Below are 22,353 nucleotides of genomic sequence, written 5' to 3'. Positions count from 1 at the left end.
AAAAAGAAATCACCCATACGGGTGAATATTGCTTTAAAGAATTAAGGAAACTATTTCTTTTCCAAAATTTTTAAATAGTGTGTTTTCTTGAATTGGCCACATAATGTTAATACAACAAAGAAATACCACATCAAAAAACTTACAAACAACAACAGAAAGCTTCCGAAGGCAAGATATAAGAGGGATAATCCTAAAGTGATAAGTCCAAAAACAAAAATTAGCAAATAGGTTTTCATTCCATTTGACTTCTGTACTTGAAAATAATGCTCAGACATTTCATAAGGAATGACATTCACTGTATATTTTTGTTTTCTGTGTTTCAATTGCCATATAGCGATGACAAGCATCAATGCGAACGATAGCACTAGTGGGATGAGTCCATGAAAGGATACTCGATCCGTTAACAGATAAATACCATAAAAAAGGACGCCACTTGGAGTAAAGATAGTGGGAAATGGAACACTTTTTCCGACATATAGTTTATTTTCTTTAGGATGATAAAATACTGTTTTTTTGAGATCTCCTTGATCTGCACCGAATTCGACCAAATCGCGTAAAGGGAATTTTTGTCGATCATTCGATGCTAACACAATCTGTTCAAAGTCCACTTCCGTAGGCTCCTGCTCAAGAGATCTATTTGCTTCTACTAGGTTTTGAAGATGCTCTTGATAGTACTTCAGTAATTCCTTATTTTTCCGTTTCGTACCAAGAAATTTAAGTGTAATTGAACGACCAAAAGTCCCATGCCCCACGACCTTTCCTTCCACATAAATTGGATAATTGGTGATCCCTCGCGTCGAGTCCTTTTCTCCTAAACGGACCACAATGGTTAATGGGTCTAGACGATAGCGCTTGAAATTACGATCTACCACTATTTCCGAGTTCCTAATCTCTATTCTTCCCATTGATGCAAATAGAATTCATCCAACTGTCACTAGAAGAGACAAAGCAGCTAATAAGACTTTTAAGTTTTCAAAAAAATTATCTTCAATCAGTAATTGTATGATGGCGATGAGCGTCGTCACCGCCAAAAAGATCAAAAAATATAGTGAACTTCTCGAGTAAATATAAAATTTACGTGGTTGTTTCATTTATGACGTTCCTCCTCTTTAAAAATCTATTTCACAGCTCTAAAAGCACTTTCCATCATACCGGATTTTCTATCTCTACGCAACTTCCCTCTTAATTAGTGATTTATCAAGCATTGACAATATTTAACCAACTTTAGTGAAGAGAGATTTCCGTCTAGATTTGAAAGTATCGTAAAATTAAGGTACAATAGAGAAAGACAACGATGTTGGAAAGGAAGAATATGAAAAAATTAATCGCCCTACTATTATTTTCTGGCTTGGCTTTGACAGCTTGTTCGTCCAATAAGACAGACGCTAGCTCTTCAAGCTCAAGCAAAGAAAAGACCGAGCAGACATCAACTTCTAGCTCTAGTGAAAAAGATCAAAAGAAATTAGAACAACTGCGCAAAGATTTTAACGATGCCATGACAAATGAAAATGCGGTCTTCCCACAACTATCAACTGACGTGGCTAAAGACGAAGCAGAGGTTAAAATCACGACAACTGAAGGGGATATTACTGTGAAGCTCTTCCCTAAATATGCCCCACTTGCAGTTGAGAACTTCTTGACCCATGCAAAAGAAGGTTACTACAATGGCTTACTTTTCCACCGTGTCATCAACAACTTTATGATCCAAACGGGTGACCCTAAAGGAGACGGTACGGGTGGCGAATCCATCTGGAAGGGCAAAGACAAATCTAAAGATTCAGGTACTGGTTTTGAGAATGAGTATTCTCCATACCTTTACAATCTTCGTGGAGCCCTTGCCATGGCCAATTCTGGTCCAAATACCAACGGTAGTCAATTCTATATCAACCAAAATAAGGAAGATATTTCTAGCAAGCTCCCGACTGACCGCTTCCCAGCTAAGATCATCGATGCTTATAAAAATGGTGGAAATCCAACCCTTGATGGTGGCAACTACACTGTCTTTGGCCAAGTGATCGATGGGATGGATGTCGTCGATAAAATTGCGTCTACCGAAACTGACGGTAAGGACAAACCAAAAACAGATATCAAAATTGAAAAAATTGAAATCTTAAAAGACTATGATTTCAAGAAATAATGAGAAGAGAACCAAACGGTTCTCTTTTTAAGATATTGATAAACATTTTACATAAAATTAGCTAATAGATTCATTGGTAAATAAAATGAATTCTAATTATTTAAGACATTCATCTACTGAAACTTTCCGCTGTGAGAAAAGTGTCTGAAACAATACAGTTTCAGACACTCGGAATTATTGAGACCTTAGGCTCAATAATTAGTCATGGAACTTCGTAGAAGTTCGCTGACGTCCGTACTCACCTAAGGAAAGTTTCTAAGAAGTCTTTAACTTCAATCTGAAAAGAGAACCATACGGTTCTCTTTTTGTGTTTACGTTAATTCATTAAAGTCCCAGATTTGGTCCATCCATCCTTCATAGAAGTCTGGCTCGTGGCAAACCATCAGGATAGATCCCTTATACTCTTTCAGGGCCCGTTTCAATTCATCTTTAGCATCCACATCCAAGTGGTTGGTCGGCTCATCCAGTACCAAGACGTTGTTTTCACGGTTCATCAAGAGACAGAAGCGTACCTTGGCTTGCTCCCCACCGGATAAGACCTGGATTTGACTCTCGATATGCTTGGTGGTCAATCCACAGCGGGCAAGAGCTGCACGAACCTCTGCTTGGTTGAGGGCTGGAAAGGCATTCCAGACTGCCTCTAGCGGTGTCTGACGATTGCCCCCTTCGACCTCTTGCTCGAAGTAGCCAAGCTCAAGATAGTCTCCGCGCTCGACTTCACCAGCGATTGGTGGAATAATCCCTAGCAAGCTCTTCAAGAGAGTGGTTTTCCCGATCCCGTTGGCTCCGATGATGGCCACCTTTTGATTGCGCTCGAAGGTCAAGTTCAAAGGCTTGGTCAAAGGACGGTCATAACCGATCTGGAGATCCTTGGCCTGGAAAATAAAGCGTCCAGGAGTACGGGCATTTTTAAAGTCAAAGGATGGCTTTGGTTTCTCACTTTGCAACTCAATGAGTTCCATCTTGTCCAGCTTCTTCTGACGAGACATGGCCATATTCCGCGTTGCCACACGCGCCTTATTACGGGCTACGAAATCTTTCAAATCAGCAATTTCTTTTTGCTGACGCTCATAAGCCGCTTCCAATTGCGATTTTTTCATTTCATAGACCTCAAGGAATTGGTAATAGTCTCCTGAATAGCGGGTCAACTGCTGATTTTCCACATGGTAGACGATATTGATCACATCGTTCAAGAAAGGAATATCGTGGGAAATGAGGACAAAGGCATTTTCATAATTTTGCAAATAGCGCTTGAGCCAATCAATGTGCTCTGCATCCAAGTAGTTGGTCGGCTCGTCTAGTAGCAAGATATCAGGTTTTTCAAGGAGGAGTTTGGCCAAGAGGACCTTGGTCCGTTGCCCACCTGAAAGAGAGGTCACATCCGTCTCCATCCCAAAATCCATGACCCCAAGAGCACGCGCCACTTCATCGATCTTGGCATCCAAGGTATAGAAATCACGACTTTCTAGACGTTCTTGGAGTTCCCCAACCTCTTCCATCAAAGCATCGACATCAGCTCCCTCTTCTGCCATGGCCATATATAGGTCATTGATGCGCGCTTCAGCTGTGAACAACTCATCAAAAGCGGTCCGTAAAACATCGCGAACCGTTTGTCCTTCTTTTAGGACAGCATGCTGGTCCAGGTAGCCGGCCGTCACATACTTAGACCACTCGACTTTTCCATCGTCAGGTTGCATCTTGCCTGTCACAATGCTCATGAAGGTTGATTTTCCCTCACCATTGGCCCCGACAAGACCGATATGCTCTCCTTTTAACAAACGAAAGGACACATCCTCAAAAATCGCACGGTCCCCAAAGCCGTGGCTTAAATTTTTTACCTCTAAAATACTCATGATTGACTCTCTTTCATTGATTTCACTCGTATGATTATATCATCTTCAACTCAAAATGAAAAGGGAGTCCAACTCCCTTTTCTTTTACAAATCTAAGTCTGCGTATGGTTTCCGGTAGCCTACTTGAACCACTTTTCCGTCTTTGACAAGTAGGGGGCGCTTGATCAGCATACCGTCGCTAGCCAAAAGATCCGCTGCTTCTTTCACTGTCAGTTGATCCACCTTATCTTTCAAACCGAGTTCCCGATATTTTATCCCGCTAGTATTAAAGAAAGACTTGATTGGCAGTCCAGATGCTTTGATCCAGTCTTGCAATTCTTTGCTAGTCGGTGTTTCTGTGACAATATTTTGGCTTTGAAACTCACATTGGAGACCGTCCAATTCTGATTTAGCCTTTCGACAAGTCGAACATTTTGGGTATTCAATAAAGGTGTACATTGATTTCATTTCTCCTTCCAGGTAATTCCTTCGTGTTGTAAGAGCCAGCGTTTACGATCGAGTCCAGACGCATAGCCTGTCAATTCTCCATTTTTTCCCATCACGCGGTGACAGGGAACTAGGATAGTCAAGGGATTGCGTCCAACAGCTTGTCCCACTGCTTGGGCTGAGCCACAAGAAAGATCCTGGGCAAGTTGGCCATAGGTCTTGGTCTCACCATATGGGATCTCTCGCAATAACTGCCATACCCGCTCTTGAAAGGCTGTCCCTTGCGGTGCTAGTGGAAAGCTGATGGCAATCGGATACCCTGCAAAATAATGGTCCAACCACTCTTTCACCTGTTTATGATAGGGATGAAACCGCTCCAGCGCCCCAAAAGGATCAGGCGCAGCCTCTTTCGGATCATAAAAATCAAGTTCTACAAGGCCTTCCTCGCTGACAATCATCGAAAGAAGTCCCATAGGGCTTTCATAGAACTGTTTAAGATAAAGAGTCATTGGAGGCTACTTCTGCTCTTTGGTCCCAGCGGTCCTCTTCTGAGACCACTTGGAATAAACTGGTTTCTGCTTTTCGCTTGATCTTTTGATAAGCCAGACGTACGCCATCAATTGGGACCTTTCCACAATAATGGTAGCCTAATTTTTCAAGCAAATGTTGCATGACCAGATTATCTGGGTGGGTATCGCAACGAAAATCAGGGCCTTTTTCACCTTCGATCAAGCCTTGAAGGAAGGTCTGAGCTACCCCTTTTCCAGTAGCTTCTTTGGCCACAGCGACGCGGTGAAACGTGATATACATATAGTTGTCATGCTCCCACTTGCCATCGTAAATCTCATTATAGGCTGCTTCATTTCCCTTGTAGACTGCCGCATAGGCGACGATTTCTTGATCTTCAACGGCTACATAGCCACGACTTTCTAAAATATCCTCAAAAATAATGTCTTCATTTGGATATCCATCTTGCCACTGGTCAACCTTTCTTTGCTCTAGGCTTTCTTTGGCATCTTGGATAATTTCCATAATTCGCTGGATCTCATTGGGATAAGCCATTCTAATTTCCATCCTGTACCTGTCCTTTCTTATTCTTGGTGGTACTGAGCATAGAGCTCACTCTTTTGTAGGCCATATTGTTTGGCGACCTGTTTGATTGCTTGATTCTTCTTCATCCCCTCTTGGACCAAGCTATCGATCTCTTGGATCAAGTCAACCTCTTCTAGGTCTAACTCTTCTTCTTTGGCTCCTTCGACGATCAAGAGGCACTCCCCTTTGAGGGGATTTTCTTCAAGAAATGCGACTAACTCTGAAATGCTGCCGCGAGTATATTCTTCGTAGATCTTGGTCAATTCACGAACGAGGACAACCGGACGATCCCCATAGACAGCCAACATATTCTCTAAGGTCGCCTTCACTCGATGGGGCGACTCATAAAAAATCTGGGTCTCCGGATAGGCTACTTTTTCTTGGAAAAAGGCCTTTTGTTGCCCCTCTTTGCGAGGCAGAAATCCATAAAAAATATGAGGTTGAGGGGCTAGGCCACTGGCAATCAAACCAGTAATCCCTGCACTTGGACCAGGAACAGCTACGACAGGAATCTCGCGTTCAATCGCTGCCTTGACCAAATCATGACCAGGGTCAGAGATACTAGGGAGTCCTGCATCTGAAACTTGTGCTAAGTCCTTACCAGATTCTAGATGAGCGATCAGATCTGGAATTTTCTCCTGGACATTATGCTCATGAAAGCTAGTCTGAGGGGTCCTAATCTCAAAATGCTTGAGCAAGAGGCCTGTATTTCTGGTATCCTCCGCTGCGATCAAATCCACATCCTTTAAGGTCTGGACCATGCGGTAACTCATATCCTCGCGATTGCCGATCGGTGTTGGGACAAGATAAAGCACTCCTGTTTTCTTTTCCCCTTTAAAACTTCGTTGGATCTGCATGCTTACTCCCTAAATAACAACTCGTCACAGAACATACACTCTTCATCGTTCTCACGACGTTGGCCGTAGGAATAGGTGCATATATGAAAACCATCATTGTAAATTCGTTGCAAATTTTCACGACCATGATGTTGAGATTTAGCCGATGAAGTCTTTTCAACTTCCCCCAAGCGCTCTCTCAATTTGTCATTTTCTAAGCGAAGAGCTGTATTTTCTTCGATCACTTCTTTTAAATTTTTCTTGATAGCTTCGACCTCAGCCAAGGTGACCAGTAAATTCTGTGAAAAGCCGTCTAAAGCATCAAATAATTCTTTTTTATTCATTCTGTCTCCTTAACTTTCTAAGCTCAAAACCATATATTCCAGAGCATTTTGGAACGAAACATTGGCCCTCCACATCTTGCGAGCAAGGCTTAATTTCTCTAACAATTGCTGGGCGCGACTCAAGCGCAACTGCTCTTCTAAAGCCAACTCCATCAATCGAAAAGCCTGGCTTTGTTTTTCCTTATCATCTGCCAAACTCACTAGGCGGGTCACTTCCAAATAAGCACGATTGTGACTAGATTGGCAACGGTCTATGAACTGCCCGCAAACTTTTGCCAATTCAAAAAATAAGGCATTCTTTTTTTGTAGTTCTGCCTCTTCAAGACTAAAACTAAATCGAGCCACCAACCTTGCTTGCGATTTGACCAAACCTTCTTTTTCCAAAAGCTCTGTCAAATAGGCTTGATTTTTTGGAAAATGGACCTGCTGGGCCCGACTCTTGATGGTCGGTAAAATCAAGTTTTCATCAGAGGTCAACAAAAAGAGATAGATCTCACTCTGAGGTTCTTCCATAACTTTCAGGAGGGAATTCGCTGCATTGGTGTGCATCTTGTCCGCATCTTGGACGATAAAGACCTGCCGACTTCCTTCAAATCCGGACTGTGAAAAATCTTGCACCAGGGCACGAATCCGCTCTGTTTTAATGACTTGATTAACTGGACGCACGATCTTGACATCTGAGAATTCCTCATCCGCAATCAAGCGACAGGACCGGCATTTGCCACAAGGCCAGACTCCTTGCAAATCTTCGCAAAACTGACTTTGAGCTAGCAAGAGGGCCATCTCAAAACTGGCAAAAGAGCCTGTAAAGAGATAGGCATGGCTAAGATGTCCATTCTCTAAGATGTGGGTGAAGCGATCAACCAATTCTGGCTGAAGCTGTTTCATCTCTTCTAGCTTCATTTTAGAGTCCCCAAGCGTTTTTCTAGAATCGTCAGGACATCTGCCAAGACGGCCTCAAAAGATTGACTGGCATCAATCTTCACAATACGCTCTGGCTCTTTTTCAGCTAAGGCTAGATAGCCCTTTCTTACCTTATAATGAAGCTCTAGTCCTTCCAGATCTAAACGATTGACTTCCCGCTCGTGATTGCGAGCAATCCGAGCTAAGCCTTCTTCCACATCCAAATCAAAGTAGAGGGTCAGATCAGGCTTGAGTCCATCGGTCGCAAATTGATTGAGCCACTCGATGTCCTCCACACTCAGACCACGTCCATAGCCTTGATAAGCCACCGAACTGTCAATAAAGCGATCCATCAAAACGACCTTCCCAGCAGCAAGCGCCGGCAAAACTCGTTCCACCAAATGCTGGCGTCGACTGGCAATATAGAGCAATAACTCCGTCTTAGCGTCCATACTAGTATGGTCTGGATCCAAAATAACCTGACGGATCTTTTCAGCAATGTCGACCCCACCTGGCTCACGAGTAGTGATATAAGGAATTCCTTTTTCTTCAAGTAGAGGCAAAATGGCTTCTAGGACCGATGATTTTCCCGCTCCTTCTGGACCTTCGAATGAAATTAATGTACCGTTTACCATAATGACCTCTTTCTGACTTTCTTCTTTTTATTTTACCAAAAATAAGGGTAAAAATCTTGCATTTAAGGATAGAAAATGTTTCAAATGCATTTTCATTTTTTCACATTTTTGATACAATATTCTTATAAAGTTTTAGGAGATTAACTGTCATGTTTAAACTCAAAAATATTCTGGCAATCATTCTTGGTGCCGGCATTTTTTCATTTGGGATCTATTTTTTGGTCATTCCCTTTCACTTTTATGAAGGTGGGGTTACTGGGATCACCTTGATCACCTATTATCTCTTTAAGGTCCCCGTATCCTTGATGAACTTACTAATCAATATTCCTTTGTTTGTTCTCGCTTGGAAATTACTAGGTAAGAAATCTCTTTATTTGAGCCTCATTGGAACTTTTTCAGTTTCTGCTTGGATGGCTATTTTTGAGGCATTCCCCATCAGCCACCACTACCATCGTTTCATCTTTCAAGCCTTCAAAGGAGATATTCTCCTTGCTTGTATCGCTTCAGGGGTTATGCTTGGTCTTGGTCTTGGTATCATCTTTAATGCTGGAGGAACTACGGGGGGAACCGATATCCTCGCTCGCATCTTTAATAAATACACTTCCTTCACAATGGGAAAGCTGATGTTAATCGTAGATGCGCTTGTCCTTCTTACAGTTGTCATTGTTTTTAAGGATGTTCGAACAGCCATGTACACACTCTTCTTTATTTTGATTGACACCATGGTCATTGACCTGATTGGAGAGGGTGGTTTTGCTGGAAAAGGCTTCCTCATTGTGACTGCCAAACCCGAAGAGATTGCCCAAAAAGTCACCAAAGATCTGGATCGTGGAGTCACTTTTATTCGAGGAATGGGCTACTATAGCCGTAAGGATTTAAATATTATCTACTGCGTGGTTTCTCGGAATGAAATGAAGCAAATGAAAGATATCATCAATAAAATCGATCCATTTGCCTTCATCACAATTACGGAAGCCCACGAAATTCTTGGTGAAGGCTTCACCTTAGACGAACAGAAACAACCCATCGTTCGTTAATCAAAAAAATAGAGAGTGGGACAGTTGAGTAGGGCTGTGAAAGCTGATGAAATCAGCGTAGTAGAGCCCACACTACCACTGCATCTTGCTTCGACAATCCAAAAACAATTGAGAGGCTAGGACTTTTGTCCCAGCCTCTTGTTTTATTCTATTAGATAACTTTTGCGGTTGTTCGAGTGATTTCATCTACTTTCAAACCATTGGCTTCAAATTTAGTCCGAATGGCATCAAGGTCTGTCACGCCATCAATCTGAACCTCGATCACTACTTGATCATCCTTGGTTGGGATATTGACTGTATTGGCAATATTATAGCCTTCTTCCACAATCAAGTGAACGATTTGTTCTAAGACACCAACCTTGTCTTCTGTAAGGAAGCGGACACGAACTCCTTCTTCTCCATAACCGGAAACTTCAAGGAAGGCACGGAAAATATCACGGTCTGTAATCACTCCGGACACTTGATCATTGTCCACAACTGGAAGGATTCCCACCTTATTCTTATACATGAGGTAGGCTGCATCTTCTAAGCTGGCAAACTTAGATACGGTAATGACTTCTCGAAGCATAACATCTCTGACCTTGGTCTTGTTCAAGAGATAGTTCATTTCATAGATCGACAAGCTGGTTGCTTTGGAAGGACTGGCTTCTGCAATCGTACCTTCTGTCACCAAGCCGACCAATTGATCATTTTCAATGACTGGCAAACGGTGCAAACCTTGTTCACGCATGATATCTGCCGCATGGGCAATTGTGGTATCTGGACTAATATAGACGACTTTCCGCGTCATAAAATCTTTTACAGCCATAACAAGTTCTCCTATGCTTTTATTAGTATTATTATACTTGATTTTAAGTTTGATTTCAAACGCTTTCAGCAGTTTTCTCTTGTTTTCAAAATTTAGAAAAATCAAACAAGCAAGATGAAAAAAGAGAGTGAGACAGAAATCGGTCATTCGTTAGAATTCGATTTCATCGTTCCACCTCCGCACAGTTGAGTAGGGCTGTAAAAACTGATGAAATCAGCGTAGTAGAGCCCACTCAACCACTGCGTCTTGCTAGACAATCCAAAGACAATTGAGAGGCTAGGACTTTTGTCCCAGCCTCTTTTTTAGCTTCTAACGAATCTTAAAAATCTTATCCACCAAGGTAGGCCTTGCGGACATCTTCTGAGGCTAAGAGTTCTTTTCCTGTTCCGGATAGAACCACTTTCCCTGTTTCCAAAACATAACCGCGGTCTGCGATGGCAAGGGCCTTGTTGGCATTTTGTTCAATCAAGAGAACGGTTGTTCCTTGTTTTTGAATATCTTGGATGATATCGAAGATTTCTTGGATAAAGATTGGGGCCAATCCCATAGAAGGTTCATCCAAAAGCAAGAGTTTTGGCGCCGACATGAGGGCACGACCCATTGCGAGCATCTGTTGTTCCCCACCAGATAGGGTCGCTGCATCTTGGTTCTTCCGCTCTTCCAAACGTGGGAAGCGTGAAAAGACTTTCTTTAAGTTGGCTTGATTTTCTTCACGGTCTTTCTTCAAGAAAGCTCCCATTTCCAAGTTTTCCATAACAGTCAAACCAGGAAAAACGTGGCGTCCTTCTGGAACTTGGGAGAGTCCTGCTGCTACAATCTTTTGAGCCGGAACCTTTTGAATCTCCTGACCCAAGAACTCGATCTTCCCAGCACTTGGACGAACCAAGCCTGAAATCGTACGAAGAATGGATGTTTTCCCAGCACCATTGGCACCGATAAGAGATACAACTTCTCCTTCATTGACTTTAAAGCTGACGTCTCGGACAGCCTGAATCATGCCATAGTGGACAGAGAGGTTTTCAACTTTTAACATAGACATTAGGCTTCACCTCCAAGATAAGCTTCGATCACGCGTTTGTTGCTCTTGATTTCATCCGGCGTACCTTGGGCAATCAAGCGACCGTATTCCAATACATAAATCCGTTCCGTTACTTCCATGACCAAGCTCATATCGTGTTCGATTAGCATGATCGTGATATTGAATTCTTTTTGAATCCGACGGATCAATTGGGTCAATTCTGCTGTTTCTTGAGGGTTCATCCCTGCAGCAGGTTCATCCAAGAAGAGGATCTTTGGCTCTGTGGCAAGGGCACGAACGATCTCCAAGTGACGTTGTTGTCCATAGGCCAAGTTTTTAGCCAAGGTATCTGCTTCTTTTTCCAACCCAAAAATTGACAACAAATCAAGGGCTTTTGCCTTCAATGCTTCTTCATTTTTGTAATAGCTTGGCAAACGGAAAAGACTTGCAAAAACATGTGGTTTGTGGTGGTTAGCAAAGGCAATCAAGACATTGTCCAACACACTCAAATCTTTAAAGAGACGAATATTTTGGAAGGTACGTCCAAAACCACTAGCCGCAATTTTATATGGAGCTTTCCCATTTAAGAGGTGACCATCCAAGGTGATGGTGCCTTCACTTGGCTCATAAACACCTGTCAAAAGGTTGAAGAGAGTTGTTTTACCGGCACCGTTAGGTCCGATCAAACCAACCAATTCCCCTTCATTGAGTTCCATGGTTACATCCCCAACAGCTGTCAAACCACCAAAGTTTTTCGTTAAATTTTTTACTTCAAGAAGTGCCATTAGTTAGCCTCCTTTTTTGAAAATAGTTTTTTCAAGCTAAATTCCCATGTTCCAAGAAGACCACCTGGACGGAAGATCATCACAAGAATCAAGGCAAGAGAGTAAATGATCATACGGATGCTTGAGAAGTCTTGAAGGACCATGTTCAAAATTCCCAAAACGATAGCGGCAACAACTGTTCCTGACATTGATCCCAATCCACCAAATACGACAATGATCAAGACGTTAATGGTGTTGGTAAAGGAATAATCTTTTGGCACAACTGAACCGATAAATCCGGCTTGAAGAGTCCCAGCAATCGCCGCAGTCATTGCACCAAATACAAAGGCAATCACTTTGACTTTCGTTGTATGAATCCCAACTGATTCTGCTGCGATTTCGTCTTCACGAACAGAAAGAGTGGAGCGACCAATCGGACTGCGCAAGAAGTTAATGGTAAAGACGGTTGTAATCACGACGAAAATATAGACCAATTGCCAAGTTGTAAAGGCTGGCAAACCGAGAATCCCTGCGGCACCATTTGTCAAGGAACCACCATTGACGATCAAAATCCGGATAATTTCAGAAACACCCAGTGTTGCAATCGCTAAGTAGTCCCCTTTCAACCGAAGGGTTGGAACCCCAACGATCAGGGCAACAATACCAGAAATTAGAACACCCAAGAGCATTGCACCGAAGAAGGCTCCATAAGTTGGTGATTTGGATCCGATAATAGCCAAAGAGTAGGCACCAATCGCCATAAATCCGGCATGTCCCAGTGAGAATTGGCCTGAGAAACCTACGATAAGGTTCAAACCAACTGCAAGGATAATATTAATCCCGATCTGTTCCAAAATTTGGATATAGAAGAGGTTGAGCACACCTGCTGCAACCAAGACTTGGATCAAGGCAAAACCTGCGACCAAAAGACCAAGCCAGACTATATTCACTTTTAAATTTTCTTTCATGGCTTACACCTTCTCTTTCACATTTTTACCAAGGATCCCTGCAGGACGAATGAGCAGGATCACAATCAAGATGGCATACACAATGGCATCACGGAAGTCTGAAAGACCAATCGCTGTGGCGAAGGTTTCCAAAAGTCCGATGACAAATCCACCAAGAGCGGCACCTGGAATGATCCCGATCCCTCCAAGAACGGCTGCGACAAAGGCTTTGATCCCTGGTGTCATCCCCATCAAAGGTTCGATCGAGTTATAATACAAACCGATCAAGACACCACCAGCACCTGCCAAGGCTGATCCCAAAGCAAAGGTAAAACTGATGGTCCGATTGACATTAATCCCCATCAATTGAGCGGCATCGCTATCCACAGACACGGCACGCATGGCTTTCCCCATCTTTGTCTTTTGGATAATAAATTGAAGAGCGACCATCAAGAAAACAGACACTCCCAAGATCATCAACTGAATATTCGAGATGGAAATAGGGCCTACATTATAACGAACCGTGTGAATGACTTGAGGGAAGGAACGAGTATTGGCTCCTACAAAGAAGACCATGGCGTATTCTAGAAAGAAGGAAACCCCGATCGCTGTGATCAAGGCAGCAATCCGAGTTGAGTGACGAAGCGGACGATAAGCCAAGTATTCAATCACAACCCCTAAAATCGCAGTTCCAACCATGGCTAGAAGCAAGGCTACAAAGAAGTTGACTTTCCATGAGTTTAATAAGAAGTAACCCATGAAGGCACCTACCATGTAGATATCACCGTGGGCAAAGTTGATCAATTTGATAATTCCATACACCATGGTATAACCTAGGGCCAAGAGCGCATAGACACTTCCCAAGATTAGACCGTTCACTAATTGCTGGAGCATATGAACCATCCTTTCTAACAATAAAGATCGAGGCCAGGAATCTTTATTCTCCTAGCCTCTTGTACAAACAACAAATGATAATTAAGGTTTTACAGACTCAACGGATTTAACTTTACCATCTTTCAAGCCAATCATCAGAGCTGATTTAACTGGGTTGTGGTCCTTGTCAATTGACATTGTACCAGTCACACCTTCCAAGTTTTTCAACTTAGCAAGGTTGTCTTTCAATTCGACAGAGTTCTTAGCACCTTTAGATGCTTCAGAAATCATGTAAACTGAGTCATAAGCCAAAGCTGCAAACATTGAAGGGTCTTCTTTGTATTTTGCTTTATAAGCTTCTACGAATTTCTTAGCTTTGTCAGTCATTTTTCCTTCAGTTGAGAAGCCAGCTACGTAGTAAACGTTTGAAGCTGCAGCAGGCGTTGCTTGTTCAACGAATTTTTCATCGCTAAATCCATCTCCACCGATGATTGGTTTATCAATTCCCATACCACGTGCTTGGTTTACGATCTTACCAGTTTCAGTGTAGTAACCTGGAAGAACAATGGCATCGAAGTCTTTATCTTTGATTTTTGTAAGGGCAGCTTGGAAATCCGTATCCTTAGATTGGAAGGTTTCTGTCGCTACGATTTCACCTTTGAAAGATTTCTTAAAGGCTTCTGCAATTCCTTTCGCATAGTCAGATGAATTGTCATAGTAAAGAACAACTTTCTTCGCTTTCAAGTTATCAGTTGTGTATTTAGCAATGATTTTTCCTTGGAAGCTATCAATAAAGGTAGCACGGAAGAGGTAATCTTGACCTTTTGTCAAATCATCTTGAGTTGCTGAAGGTGTTACCAAAGGAACACCTGCTTTACCAGCATTTGCAACCGCTGCTGCAGTGGCACCTGATGTTGCAGGTCCTACAAGAGCGTTCACTTTTGATTGCGTAACAAGGTTTGTAGTGATGGTTGCTGCTTCTGCAGTTTCAGATTTGTTATCTTTATCTGTGACAACGATCTTCTTACCGTCAGCTCCACCTTTAGCGTTGATTTCATCAACGGCCAATTGAGCACCTTTTTGTTCAGCGCTACCGTATGCTGCTACATCACCAGTTTTTTCAAAGTTAAAACCGACTTTCAATTCTTTGCCGATTTCGTTACCAGTTGTATTTGAACCGGAAGTAGAAACTTCTCCACATGCAGCAAGAAGAGCGACACTTGCTACTGTTAAAAATGAAAGAGCTAATTTTTTCTTCATTTGTTTTGATCTCCTTAAATGAATCTTAAAATAAATACATTAAGAATATACCGAATTATCTGACAATTGTCAATAAAAAAAGCACAATCTGTAAAATGATTGCGTTTTCTAAAACTCTGTGACCTGTTTTTGGACTTCCAAACGTTGCAAACTCCCCACAAAATCCGTATCCAAATCTTTGATATAACAGGGAAGGACATTTTTTACGAAGCGTTCTTTCTTCAACTCTTCCATGACTTGATCCGCCTTGTCACTATCGACATACAACTGAACATAGCGACATTTCTTTGAATGGTAAAGGACATCCCCAAGAGACTGTAGTTTTTTCCCATCTCGATTGTAGTACAATTTGACGATCAGTCCCGTTCTTTTTTGTTTCTCAAACATAGCCAAACCCTTTCTCGTTCTCCTACTAGTATATCAAATTTCCAGAAAAAGAACTACTCTTTAGAAGAGCAAAAAGGCCGGACCTTTCATCCAGCCTTGTCTATTCACTCAATTAACCCAAATTGTTATTAGTCATTACTTCATCAATAAAGCCATATTCAAGTGTTTCTTGGGCACTCATCCAATTGTCACGTTCCGCATCAGCATGCACTTTTTCAATTGGTTGACCTGAATTATCCGCGAGGATTTTTTCCAAGTTGTTCCGTGTTTTGAGCAAGTGTTCTGCTGCAATGGCCATGTCTGTTTGTTGAGTACCACCACCAGTACCACCCATTGGTTGGTGAATCATGTACTCTGCATTTGGCAACATGAAGCGTTTGCCTTTGGCACCGCTTGAAGCAATGATGGTTCCCATTGAAGCAGCCATTCCCATGACGATGGTTTGAACATCAGATTTAATAAAGTTCATTGTATCGACAATGGCGAGACCTGCAGAAACTGATCCACCTGGGGTATTGACATACATATAGATATCTTTGGTATTATCTTGGGCATCCAAGAAGAGCAACTGCGCAATGATTGAGTTGGCCATTTGGTCCTCAACCGGCCCAGTTACCATGATAATCCGGTCTTTCAACAGACGGGAATAAATATCATAGGAACGTTCTCCACGGCTAGTTTGCTCAATAACTACTGGAATCATCTATTCTTCTCCTTTAGTATCCATTCATTCTCACTATGAGTGAGGTTCTTATTCTATGTGTTATTATAAACTAATGGTCAAAAAAGGTCAAATCTAAAGTATCTTTCTGACCCACAATGAATGGTTTTCTCTTTATTTTGTACCGAACAAGCGGTCCCCTGCATCCCCAAGACCTGGAACAATGTAGCCATGTTCATTCAAGTGGTCATCAAGGGCTGCTGAAAAGATATCAACATCTGGATGGGCTTCTTGAAGAGCTTTCACACCTTCTGGCGCTGCTACTAAGCAGACAAACTTGATATGGCTAGCGCCACGTTTTTTCAAGGAATCCACTGCCAAAATTGCAGATCCACCGGTTGCTAACATTGGATCTACCACAAAGATTTGACGTTGGTCAATATCTTCTGGCAATTTCACCAAGTATTCAACTGGTTTCAACGTTTCTTCATCACGGTACATTCCGATATGGCCAACTTTTGCGGCTGGTACCAAGCTCAAGAGACCATCGACCATCCCAATCCCTGCACGAAGAATTGGAACAATAGCCAATTTCTTCCCTGCAATTTGTTTTTGAACGGTTTTAGTGATCGGTGTTTCAATTTCTACATCTTCAAGAGGCAATTCGCGCAACACTTCATAACCCATCAGCATCGCAATTTCATCTACCAATTCACGAAAAGCTTTGGTTGAGGTATCTGTGCGACGTAAAATAGACAATTTGTGTTGAATAAGAGGGTGTTTAATGACTTCTAATTTTCCCATGTTTGAGATCCTTCTTTCTAATTACTCTATTTCAAATCAGAGCAAGAAATGTGGCTAACCCTGACCCATTTCTTTATCACTCCATCTTTGAAAACAAGTTACCATCGGAAACCATCATTTCCAACTTTATAGTCGTCTTATTATACCAAATTTTGTTCCAAAAAGAGAGCCCTTACACTTAAAATTTTTAAGTTTGAACTCTCTTTTTCTATGGAGGACTTATAACCATTCCTTGTATTTCTTGATATAGAAGTGTTTAACGAGTGTGACACTTAGCATGTAAAGGGCAATAACGCCAAGCAATAAGACGAAATAAAGCCCATTTAATTGACTTAATTTTAATAACCTAGCCAAAGGGCTGTAGGGTAGGAAGGTCACAAAAGAGGCTCCGACTAAGGTGGTCACCACAACGGAGAAGGCCGGACGACTTTGAATAAATGGCAGTTTTGGTGATCGCAACATATGAATTACCATGGTTTGCGACCACATGGATTCGATAAACCATCCGGTTTGGAAAATCATGATAAAAGTTGCCGCATCGGCTGCTCCATGAACATACCCGTGCCCTAGAATCATTGGGACAACGATAAAGTAGAGGAGCATATAGGTGAGAATATCAAAGATAGATGAGATCGGACCGATCCATGCCATGAAGCGCATAATGGAATTGGCTTCCCAAATCCGAGGTTCTCTGAGAAATTCTTTATCAACATTGTCAAATGGAAGAGCAATACAGGAAATATCGTAGACAAGGTTGAGCACAATCAAATGAACAGGCGCCATCGGAAGGAAAGGCAAAAAGATGCTGGCAAAGAGTAGGGAGAAGATGTTCCCAAAATTAGAAGAGACGGTCATCTTGATGTACTTGGTCATATTGGCATAGACCTTGCGACCTTCGACCAAGCCTTTTTCGAGGACCATCAGGTCTTTGTCCAAAAGGATCACATCTGCTGTTTCTTTGGCAATATCCACTGCTGTATCCACTGAGATCCCGACATCTGACACCTTCATGGATGGGGCATCATTGATCCCATCCCCCATATACCCCACTTTGTGGCCATTATTTTTCAAGCTCAGGATGATCCGCGCTTTTTGATCGGGCGAGAGTTTAGCAAAGACCGTTGTGGTTTCCACAACGTGCGCCAACTCTTGGTCTGTCATGGTGTCAATTTCACTTCCCAAAAGAATTCGCTCGACATCCAGTCCTACTTTTTCACAGACTGCTTGTGTGACCTTTTCATTGTCACCGGTTAAGATCTTGGTCGTCACTCCGTATTCAGCCAGTGCTTTAATAGCTGGGGCTGCAGAAGGTTTTGGTGGATCCAGAAAGGCCAGGTAACCCGTTAGGATCATATCTCGTTCATCTTCCACACTAAGGGCCTGGTCTTCATTGAGTTCGGTTTTGTAGCTGACTCCCAGTACACGAAGACCTTGTTCATTTAATTGAGCCACTTCTGCGAGAACTTCTTGACGGATGGAATTGGTTAGGGATTGAATCTCTCCCTTATACTCAACATAAGTCGATACAGAAAGCATTTCTTCCAAGGCACCCTTGGTGACCATGCTGACAACCCCGTCTGCATCCTTAACGATGACACTCATACGACGACGCTCGAAGTCAAATGGCAATTCATCAATCTTTTGGAAGGTTTGATCTAGGTTGCGAACAATTTCATGCTTTTTGGCTTCTTTTTTTGTCCGCTTGATAATAGCCCGGTCCATCAGATTTTTTAACCCAGTTTGGAAATAAGAATTCAGGTAAGCCCGACGGAGGACTGATAAATCTAGATCTCCGTGGATATCCAGAGGATATTCCAAGACGATTTCATCTTGTGTCAAGGTCCCTGTCTTATCAGTGCACAAAATATCAATAGCCCCTAAGTCCTGAATGGCATTGAGTTTTTTGATGACGACTTTTTCCTTGGCCATGATGATAGAACCTTTGGCTAGACTCGCCGTAATAATCATTGGCAGCATTTCTGGCGTCAAACCGACTCCAACGCTAAGGGCAAAGACACCAGCTTCTAGCCAGTCACCATCGGTTAAGCCATTGATGACAAAGACAACTGGCACCATGACCAACATGAGCCGAATTAAGAGCCAGGAAACCGTGTTCATTTCTCTTTCAAAGGAAGTAGGTTCATCATAGGTGTTGATGGTTTGCTCAATCGCGCCCATCATCGTCTCATCACCCACTACCAGAACCAAGGCAGTCGCTCGTCCTGAAATAACATTGGTCCCCATAAAGGCCAAGCTTTCACTCTCCAAGAGACTATCTGGATTTTGACCTTCAGCCTTGCTAAGACATACCTTTTCAACGGCATCACTTTCTCCTGTGAGACCTGATTGTTGGACAAAGAAGTCACGGGAATCTAGAAGGACCACATCTGCCGGGATCATATCACCGGCACTGAGTTTCACCACATCCCCTACGACAATCTCATCAATGGGAATTTCTTGTTCAGAGCCATCTCGAAGGACCGTCGCTGTATTGACGATCATACGAGACAGGTTGCTTGCAGCCTTGTCACTTCGCAACTCTTGGATAAAGCGAATCCCACCAGAAATCAAGACCAAGGTCACAATGATAATAGAGGTCGTTGGATCTTGCTCACCTGGTTTTGCTAACCAGACATTGGTGATGAAGGAAACCAGGGCGATGACCAACAAAATCACCGTAAAGGGGTTGATAATCGATTCATAGATCTTTTTGAGGATGGAATCTTCTTGGCCTTTGGTGATGATATTATCACCATAGAGATCACGGTTTTCTTCTACTTGTTCTTCAATTAAACCATGAGCACTTGTTTTGTATTGAGCAACTGTCTTTTCAAGCGGTTCTTGAAGTGCTGCATGGAGTCTTTCTTTATTTGTTTGCATTGGTGTCTCCTTTCTCAGTTAGGAGCCAATCACTTCTCGAGTCCCTATGACACAAATCAGCAATTGGCTGGTCGGGTACGGTTCGGGATGGTCATCGATTTGTATCATAGTTCTCTCCTTTCTCTTTTTTGGGTAGGCACCAAAAAGAGTCCTACCCTTGATCGGTAGGACTCCTGAAACTCGTCATTTATTTTTCAAACTAAACTCTCAAAAAATAGACCGTCCAAGCTTTAGCTCCGCAAGGCAATGAAATGAGCTTAGTCTTGACCTTTGCGATCAGGACTGTTGACCAACGAGTAGTGTCTCCACTGCTTTGCGGTAGTCATCCGTATCCTTGCGGTAGCCTCACCTACCGTTTTTTCGAGTTTATTGTACTCCTTCATGAGCAGAAAGTCAACACCTATTTATGAAAAGTTTCCACCAATCGTTTGGTGATCTCTTCAATAAGAGTGAAGGGGGCTGCGACATTGAGACGGGCATGCAATTTCCCTTCTTTTCCAAAATCGGTACCACGATTTAAAATCAACTTAGCTTGGTCATGGATTTTAGCATGCAGCTCATCATCCGTATAAGGATAGGCTGAAAAGTCCAACCAAAGAAGATAGGTTCCCTGGGGTTTCATGACACGGATTTGGGTCTTTTCATGCAATTCCTTCACCACATAATCAATATGTTTTTCAAGAACCTGCTTGAGCTCTGTTAACCAAGGCTTGCCATAGCGGTAGGCCGCTTCTGTAGCAATATAGCCCAAGCCTGAGATTTCATGTTGATTATTGGCCAATTGCCGTTGTTTAAAAGCCGTACGAAGCTTTGGATTTTCAATGACCACATAGGAATTTTTTGTTCCTGCAATATTGAAAGTCTTGGTTGCACTGGTTAAGATCAAGCTAAAGTCTTTAAAGCTTGGATCAACTGTGTTAAAGCTGATATGACGGTGGCCAAATAAGGCCAAATCTTGGTGGATCTCATCTGAAACGAGTAGCACCCCATGTTTATGGCAGAGATGGCCGATTTTTTCCAGTACTTCACGATCCCATACACGGCCTCCAGGATTGTGCGGATTGCACAAAACATAGAGTTTAACCTCTTGCTCCACAATATCTTTTTCCAACTGATCAAAATCAATTTGAAAAAGTCCGTCTTTTTCGATCAACGAATTTTCGATCAATTTTCGACGATTGAGCTTGACGCTTCGTGCAAACGGAGGATAGACTGGTGTATTGATTAAGACAGCATCCCCTTCCTTGGTGAAGGCTTGAATGGCTGTTGAAATAGCTGGAACAACACCTTCGATAAAGACGACAGCTTCCTTGTCAAAGGCATAGCCATGCTCTTCTTTTTCCCAATCAAGGATCGATTGGTAGAGGCTGTCTGCTGCATAGGTATAACCATAGACCATTTGGTCTGCATAACCGATGACAGCTTCTCTCACTTCTGGGATCACGTTAAAATCCATGTCCGCGATCCAAGCCGGAATGATCTCTGGATCCGACTCTGTCTCTTTCCATTTGTAGGTATGGTGGGTCAACCGATTGGGTAAGGTCGTAAAATCATACTTAGTCATCTTAAGCCTCCAATGCTTGTTTCAAATCTTCAATCAAATCATTCACATCTTCGATTCCGATGGACAAACGAAGTAGATCATCTGTCAAGCCGTATGAATGACGAACTTCTGCAGGAATATCTGCATGGGTTTGAGTGGTCGGATAAGTGATCAAGCTCTCCACTCCGCCAAGACTTTCTGCAAAAGTAAAGACTTGAAGGGAATTCAGCAAGTTGGGAATTTTTTTCTCATCTTGAATTTTAAAGGAGATCATTCCACCTTTTCCAGTGTAGAGGACTTCTTTGACCTGAGGGGAGGATTTTAAGAATTCGACCACTTTGCGTGCATTCTCTGTGGAGCGCTCCATCCGGATAGAGAGCGTCTTGAGACCACGAATCAAGAGATAGCTGTCAAATGGTGAAAGAACAGCACCTGTCGTGTTCAAATTGTAAAAGAGCTTGTCATACAAGTCTGCATCATTTGTCACGACAACACCAGCCAAGACATCGTTGTGACCAGCTAGGTACTTAGTTGCTGAATGGAGCACAATATCCACTCCCTCTTCAATTGGGCGTTGGTAGATAGGACTGTAGAAAGTATTGTCCACCACGACTTTGGCACCTTTTGCGTGGGCCAATTTTGCTAAATGAGCAATATCAAATTCCAACATCAATGGGTTGGTAGGCGTTTCAATATAGAGGACATCCACATGATCTTTTTCTAGGTGTTTGATCAGTTCTTCTTCTGTATTGGCATAGGTGAAAGAGAAACGACCTTCTTGCTCTTGTTGGTTAAACCAGCGGAAAGAGCCTCCATAAAGGTCACGAACCGCTAAAACTTTCGATCCAACAGGGAAAATGCTAAAAGCAAGCACAATGGCTGACATTCCAGAGCTTGTCGCCAAAGCATAGTCCGCACTTTCGATAGCTGCCAAGGTCTTTTCAGCAGTCGCACGTGTTGGGTTTTTCGTACGGGTATAGTCAAAACCTGTAGACTGACCAAATTCTGGGTGTTGGTAAGTCGTCGAGAAATGCAAAGGCGTGGTCAAAGCCCCAGTAGCTGTATCTGACTTGATTCCTGCCTGTGCTAAAATAGTATTGATATTGCGTTGTTTACTCATATGACCCTCCAATAATTATACAATC

24 protein-coding genes and 1 riboswitch are annotated in these 22,353 nt (G+C 42.6%); of the genes, 2 read left to right on the top strand and 22 right to left on the bottom strand.

Annotated features, from left to right (window positions below):
• Positions 1-50 precede the first annotated feature (50 nt).
• Together HA044_RS06525 and HA044_RS06520 are read right to left on the bottom strand one after the other, a co-directional pair.
• Positions 51-872 (bottom strand): hypothetical protein, encoded by an 822-nt coding sequence (locus HA044_RS06525; RefSeq protein WP_187540354.1) that lies wholly within the window; start codon positions 870-872, stop codon positions 51-53.
• A gap of 48 nt (positions 873-920) precedes the next feature.
• Complete coding sequence (locus HA044_RS06520) at positions 921-1,091, bottom strand: hypothetical protein (protein WP_187540352.1); 171 nt, start codon at positions 1,089-1,091, stop codon at positions 921-923.
• A gap of 221 nt (positions 1,092-1,312) precedes the next feature.
• Between HA044_RS06520 and HA044_RS06515 the strand changes: the two genes are divergently transcribed.
• Positions 1,313-2,137, top strand: a complete 825-nt coding sequence (locus HA044_RS06515) for a peptidylprolyl isomerase (RefSeq protein ID WP_187540350.1) — start codon at positions 1,313-1,315, stop codon at positions 2,135-2,137.
• Between the two features lie 311 nt (positions 2,138-2,448).
• On the opposite strand, the gene HA044_RS06510 is transcribed toward HA044_RS06515, so the two are convergent.
• The 8 genes from HA044_RS06510 to tmk form a co-directional block, all read right to left on the bottom strand.
• Entirely contained in the window at positions 2,449-3,990 is a 1,542-nt protein-coding gene (locus HA044_RS06510) for an ABC-F family ATP-binding cassette domain-containing protein (protein WP_187540348.1), read from the bottom strand.
• Between the two features lie 84 nt (positions 3,991-4,074).
• Positions 4,075-4,428 carry an arsenate reductase family protein gene (locus HA044_RS06505; protein WP_187540685.1) on the bottom strand — a complete coding sequence of 118 codons (354 nt, stop codon included), beginning with the start codon at positions 4,426-4,428 and terminating at the stop codon, positions 4,075-4,077.
• Between the two features lie 5 nt (positions 4,429-4,433).
• Positions 4,434-4,925, bottom strand: coding sequence for a methylated-DNA--[protein]-cysteine S-methyltransferase (locus tag HA044_RS06500; protein WP_187540346.1), 492 nt, complete (start codon positions 4,923-4,925; stop codon positions 4,434-4,436).
• A complete protein-coding gene (locus HA044_RS06495) occupies positions 4,909-5,490 on the bottom strand; it encodes a GNAT family N-acetyltransferase (protein WP_187540344.1) in 582 nt (193 codons plus the stop codon). The genes HA044_RS06500 and HA044_RS06495 overlap by 17 nt, the downstream gene beginning before the upstream one ends.
• Positions 5,491-5,507: 17 nt before the next feature.
• Positions 5,508-6,365, bottom strand: a complete 858-nt coding sequence (gene rsmI, locus HA044_RS06490; protein WP_187540342.1) for a 16S rRNA (cytidine(1402)-2'-O)-methyltransferase — start codon at positions 6,363-6,365, stop codon at positions 5,508-5,510.
• A gap of 2 nt (positions 6,366-6,367) precedes the next feature.
• Positions 6,368-6,688, bottom strand: coding sequence for a DNA replication initiation control protein YabA (yabA, locus tag HA044_RS06485; RefSeq protein WP_187540340.1), 321 nt, complete (start codon positions 6,686-6,688; stop codon positions 6,368-6,370).
• A gap of 9 nt (positions 6,689-6,697) precedes the next feature.
• Positions 6,698-7,591, bottom strand: coding sequence for a DNA polymerase III subunit delta' (locus tag HA044_RS06480; RefSeq protein ID WP_187540338.1), 894 nt, complete (start codon positions 7,589-7,591; stop codon positions 6,698-6,700).
• Entirely contained in the window at positions 7,588-8,226 is a 639-nt protein-coding gene (gene tmk, locus HA044_RS06475; protein WP_187540336.1) for a dTMP kinase, read from the bottom strand. The genes HA044_RS06480 and tmk overlap by 4 nt, the downstream gene beginning before the upstream one ends.
• Before the next feature lie 149 nt (positions 8,227-8,375).
• On the opposite strand from tmk, the gene HA044_RS06470 reads away from it, so the two are divergent.
• The gene (locus HA044_RS06470; protein ID WP_187540334.1) at positions 8,376-9,263 is read left to right on the top strand and encodes a YitT family protein; all 888 of its coding nucleotides are present in this window, start codon (positions 8,376-8,378) and stop codon (positions 9,261-9,263) included.
• Positions 9,264-9,414: 151 nt separating this feature from the next.
• On the opposite strand, the gene HA044_RS06465 is transcribed toward HA044_RS06470, so the two are convergent.
• The 12 genes from HA044_RS06465 to HA044_RS06410 form a co-directional block, all read right to left on the bottom strand.
• The gene (locus HA044_RS06465; RefSeq protein WP_187540332.1) at positions 9,415-10,071 is read right to left on the bottom strand and encodes a CBS domain-containing protein; all 657 of its coding nucleotides are present in this window, start codon (positions 10,069-10,071) and stop codon (positions 9,415-9,417) included.
• 328 nt (positions 10,072-10,399) lie between these two features.
• On the bottom strand, positions 10,400-11,110 hold the full coding sequence (locus HA044_RS06460) for an ABC transporter ATP-binding protein (protein WP_187540330.1): 711 nt from the start codon (positions 11,108-11,110) through the stop codon (positions 10,400-10,402).
• Positions 11,110-11,874 carry an ABC transporter ATP-binding protein gene (locus HA044_RS06455; RefSeq protein ID WP_187540328.1) on the bottom strand — a complete coding sequence of 255 codons (765 nt, stop codon included), beginning with the start codon at positions 11,872-11,874 and terminating at the stop codon, positions 11,110-11,112. Before HA044_RS06455 ends, HA044_RS06460 begins: the two co-directional genes overlap by 1 nt.
• The gene (locus HA044_RS06450) at positions 11,874-12,821 is read right to left on the bottom strand and encodes a branched-chain amino acid ABC transporter permease (protein ID WP_187540326.1); all 948 of its coding nucleotides are present in this window, start codon (positions 12,819-12,821) and stop codon (positions 11,874-11,876) included. The genes HA044_RS06455 and HA044_RS06450 overlap by 1 nt, the downstream gene beginning before the upstream one ends.
• A 3-nt stretch (positions 12,822-12,824) precedes the next feature.
• Positions 12,825-13,694: a branched-chain amino acid ABC transporter permease gene (locus tag HA044_RS06445; protein WP_187540325.1), complete on the bottom strand. Its 870-nt coding sequence runs from the start codon at positions 13,692-13,694 to the stop codon at positions 12,825-12,827.
• An 81-nt stretch (positions 13,695-13,775) separates the two neighbouring features.
• Entirely contained in the window at positions 13,776-14,933 is a 1,158-nt protein-coding gene (locus tag HA044_RS06440) for an ABC transporter substrate-binding protein (protein ID WP_187540323.1), read from the bottom strand.
• 108 nt (positions 14,934-15,041) lie between these two features.
• Entirely contained in the window at positions 15,042-15,320 is a 279-nt protein-coding gene (locus HA044_RS06435; protein ID WP_187540321.1) for a DUF2129 domain-containing protein, read from the bottom strand.
• A gap of 112 nt (positions 15,321-15,432) precedes the next feature.
• Complete coding sequence (locus tag HA044_RS06430; protein WP_187540319.1) at positions 15,433-16,023, bottom strand: ATP-dependent Clp protease proteolytic subunit; 591 nt, start codon at positions 16,021-16,023, stop codon at positions 15,433-15,435.
• A 132-nt stretch (positions 16,024-16,155) separates the two neighbouring features.
• Positions 16,156-16,785: a uracil phosphoribosyltransferase gene (upp, locus tag HA044_RS06425; protein WP_187540317.1), complete on the bottom strand. Its 630-nt coding sequence runs from the start codon at positions 16,783-16,785 to the stop codon at positions 16,156-16,158.
• Positions 16,786-17,004: 219 nt separating this feature from the next.
• Positions 17,005-19,665, bottom strand: coding sequence for a magnesium-translocating P-type ATPase (gene mgtA, locus HA044_RS06420; RefSeq protein WP_187540315.1), 2,661 nt, complete (start codon positions 19,663-19,665; stop codon positions 17,005-17,007).
• A 207-nt stretch (positions 19,666-19,872) separates the two neighbouring features.
• Positions 19,873-20,029: riboswitch (M-box (ykoK) riboswitch) on the bottom strand.
• Positions 20,030-20,065: 36 nt separating this feature from the next.
• Positions 20,066-21,229, bottom strand: a complete 1,164-nt coding sequence (locus tag HA044_RS06415; protein ID WP_187540313.1) for a MalY/PatB family protein — start codon at positions 21,227-21,229, stop codon at positions 20,066-20,068.
• A 1-nt stretch (position 21,230) separates the two neighbouring features.
• The gene (locus HA044_RS06410) at positions 21,231-22,328 is read right to left on the bottom strand and encodes a cystathionine gamma-synthase (RefSeq protein WP_187540311.1); all 1,098 of its coding nucleotides are present in this window, start codon (positions 22,326-22,328) and stop codon (positions 21,231-21,233) included.
• Positions 22,329-22,353 lie beyond the last annotated feature (25 nt).

The sequence above is a fragment of the Streptococcus sp. IMAU 99161 genome (assembly GCF_014435245.1).
Taxonomy (GTDB): domain Bacteria; phylum Bacillota; class Bacilli; order Lactobacillales; family Streptococcaceae; genus Streptococcus; species Streptococcus lactarius.
The sequence above is the reverse complement of the archived record's forward strand: the minus strand, read 5'-3'. Positions and strand labels throughout refer to the sequence as shown.

What these genes read in the sequence shown, in the direction of transcription:
- HA044_RS06520 (WP_187540352.1), bottom strand. Translation starts at nt 1,091, where the DNA reads ATGAAACAACCACGTAAATTTTATATTTACTCGAGAAGTTCACTATAT.
- HA044_RS06515 (WP_187540350.1), top strand. Translation starts at nt 1,313, where the DNA reads ATGAAAAAATTAATCGCCCTACTATTATTTTCTGGCTTGGCTTTGACA.
- HA044_RS06510 (WP_187540348.1), bottom strand. Translation starts at nt 3,990, where the DNA reads ATGAGTATTTTAGAGGTAAAAAATTTAAGCCACGGCTTTGGGGACCGT.
- HA044_RS06505 (WP_187540685.1), bottom strand. Translation starts at nt 4,428, where the DNA reads ATGTACACCTTTATTGAATACCCAAAATGTTCGACTTGTCGAAAGGCT.
- HA044_RS06500 (WP_187540346.1), bottom strand. Translation starts at nt 4,925, where the DNA reads ATGACTCTTTATCTTAAACAGTTCTATGAAAGCCCTATGGGACTTCTT.
- HA044_RS06495 (WP_187540344.1), bottom strand. Translation starts at nt 5,490, where the DNA reads ATGGAAATTAGAATGGCTTATCCCAATGAGATCCAGCGAATTATGGAA.
- rsmI (WP_187540342.1), bottom strand. Translation starts at nt 6,365, where the DNA reads ATGCAGATCCAACGAAGTTTTAAAGGGGAAAAGAAAACAGGAGTGCTT.
- yabA (WP_187540340.1), bottom strand. Translation starts at nt 6,688, where the DNA reads ATGAATAAAAAAGAATTATTTGATGCTTTAGACGGCTTTTCACAGAAT.
- HA044_RS06480 (WP_187540338.1), bottom strand. Translation starts at nt 7,591, where the DNA reads ATGAAGCTAGAAGAGATGAAACAGCTTCAGCCAGAATTGGTTGATCGC.
- tmk (WP_187540336.1), bottom strand. Translation starts at nt 8,226, where the DNA reads ATGGTAAACGGTACATTAATTTCATTCGAAGGTCCAGAAGGAGCGGGA.
- HA044_RS06470 (WP_187540334.1), top strand. Translation starts at nt 8,376, where the DNA reads ATGTTTAAACTCAAAAATATTCTGGCAATCATTCTTGGTGCCGGCATT.
- HA044_RS06465 (WP_187540332.1), bottom strand. Translation starts at nt 10,071, where the DNA reads ATGGCTGTAAAAGATTTTATGACGCGGAAAGTCGTCTATATTAGTCCA.
- HA044_RS06460 (WP_187540330.1), bottom strand. Translation starts at nt 11,110, where the DNA reads ATGTCTATGTTAAAAGTTGAAAACCTCTCTGTCCACTATGGCATGATT.
- HA044_RS06455 (WP_187540328.1), bottom strand. Translation starts at nt 11,874, where the DNA reads ATGGCACTTCTTGAAGTAAAAAATTTAACGAAAAACTTTGGTGGTTTG.
- HA044_RS06450 (WP_187540326.1), bottom strand. Translation starts at nt 12,821, where the DNA reads ATGAAAGAAAATTTAAAAGTGAATATAGTCTGGCTTGGTCTTTTGGTC.
- HA044_RS06445 (WP_187540325.1), bottom strand. Translation starts at nt 13,694, where the DNA reads ATGCTCCAGCAATTAGTGAACGGTCTAATCTTGGGAAGTGTCTATGCG.
- HA044_RS06440 (WP_187540323.1), bottom strand. Translation starts at nt 14,933, where the DNA reads ATGAAGAAAAAATTAGCTCTTTCATTTTTAACAGTAGCAAGTGTCGCT.
- HA044_RS06435 (WP_187540321.1), bottom strand. Translation starts at nt 15,320, where the DNA reads ATGTTTGAGAAACAAAAAAGAACGGGACTGATCGTCAAATTGTACTAC.
- HA044_RS06430 (WP_187540319.1), bottom strand. Translation starts at nt 16,023, where the DNA reads ATGATTCCAGTAGTTATTGAGCAAACTAGCCGTGGAGAACGTTCCTAT.
- upp (WP_187540317.1), bottom strand. Translation starts at nt 16,785, where the DNA reads ATGGGAAAATTAGAAGTCATTAAACACCCTCTTATTCAACACAAATTG.
- mgtA (WP_187540315.1), bottom strand. Translation starts at nt 19,665, where the DNA reads ATGCAAACAAATAAAGAAAGACTCCATGCAGCACTTCAAGAACCGCTT.
- HA044_RS06415 (WP_187540313.1), bottom strand. Translation starts at nt 21,229, where the DNA reads ATGACTAAGTATGATTTTACGACCTTACCCAATCGGTTGACCCACCAT.
- HA044_RS06410 (WP_187540311.1), bottom strand. Translation starts at nt 22,328, where the DNA reads ATGAGTAAACAACGCAATATCAATACTATTTTAGCACAGGCAGGAATC.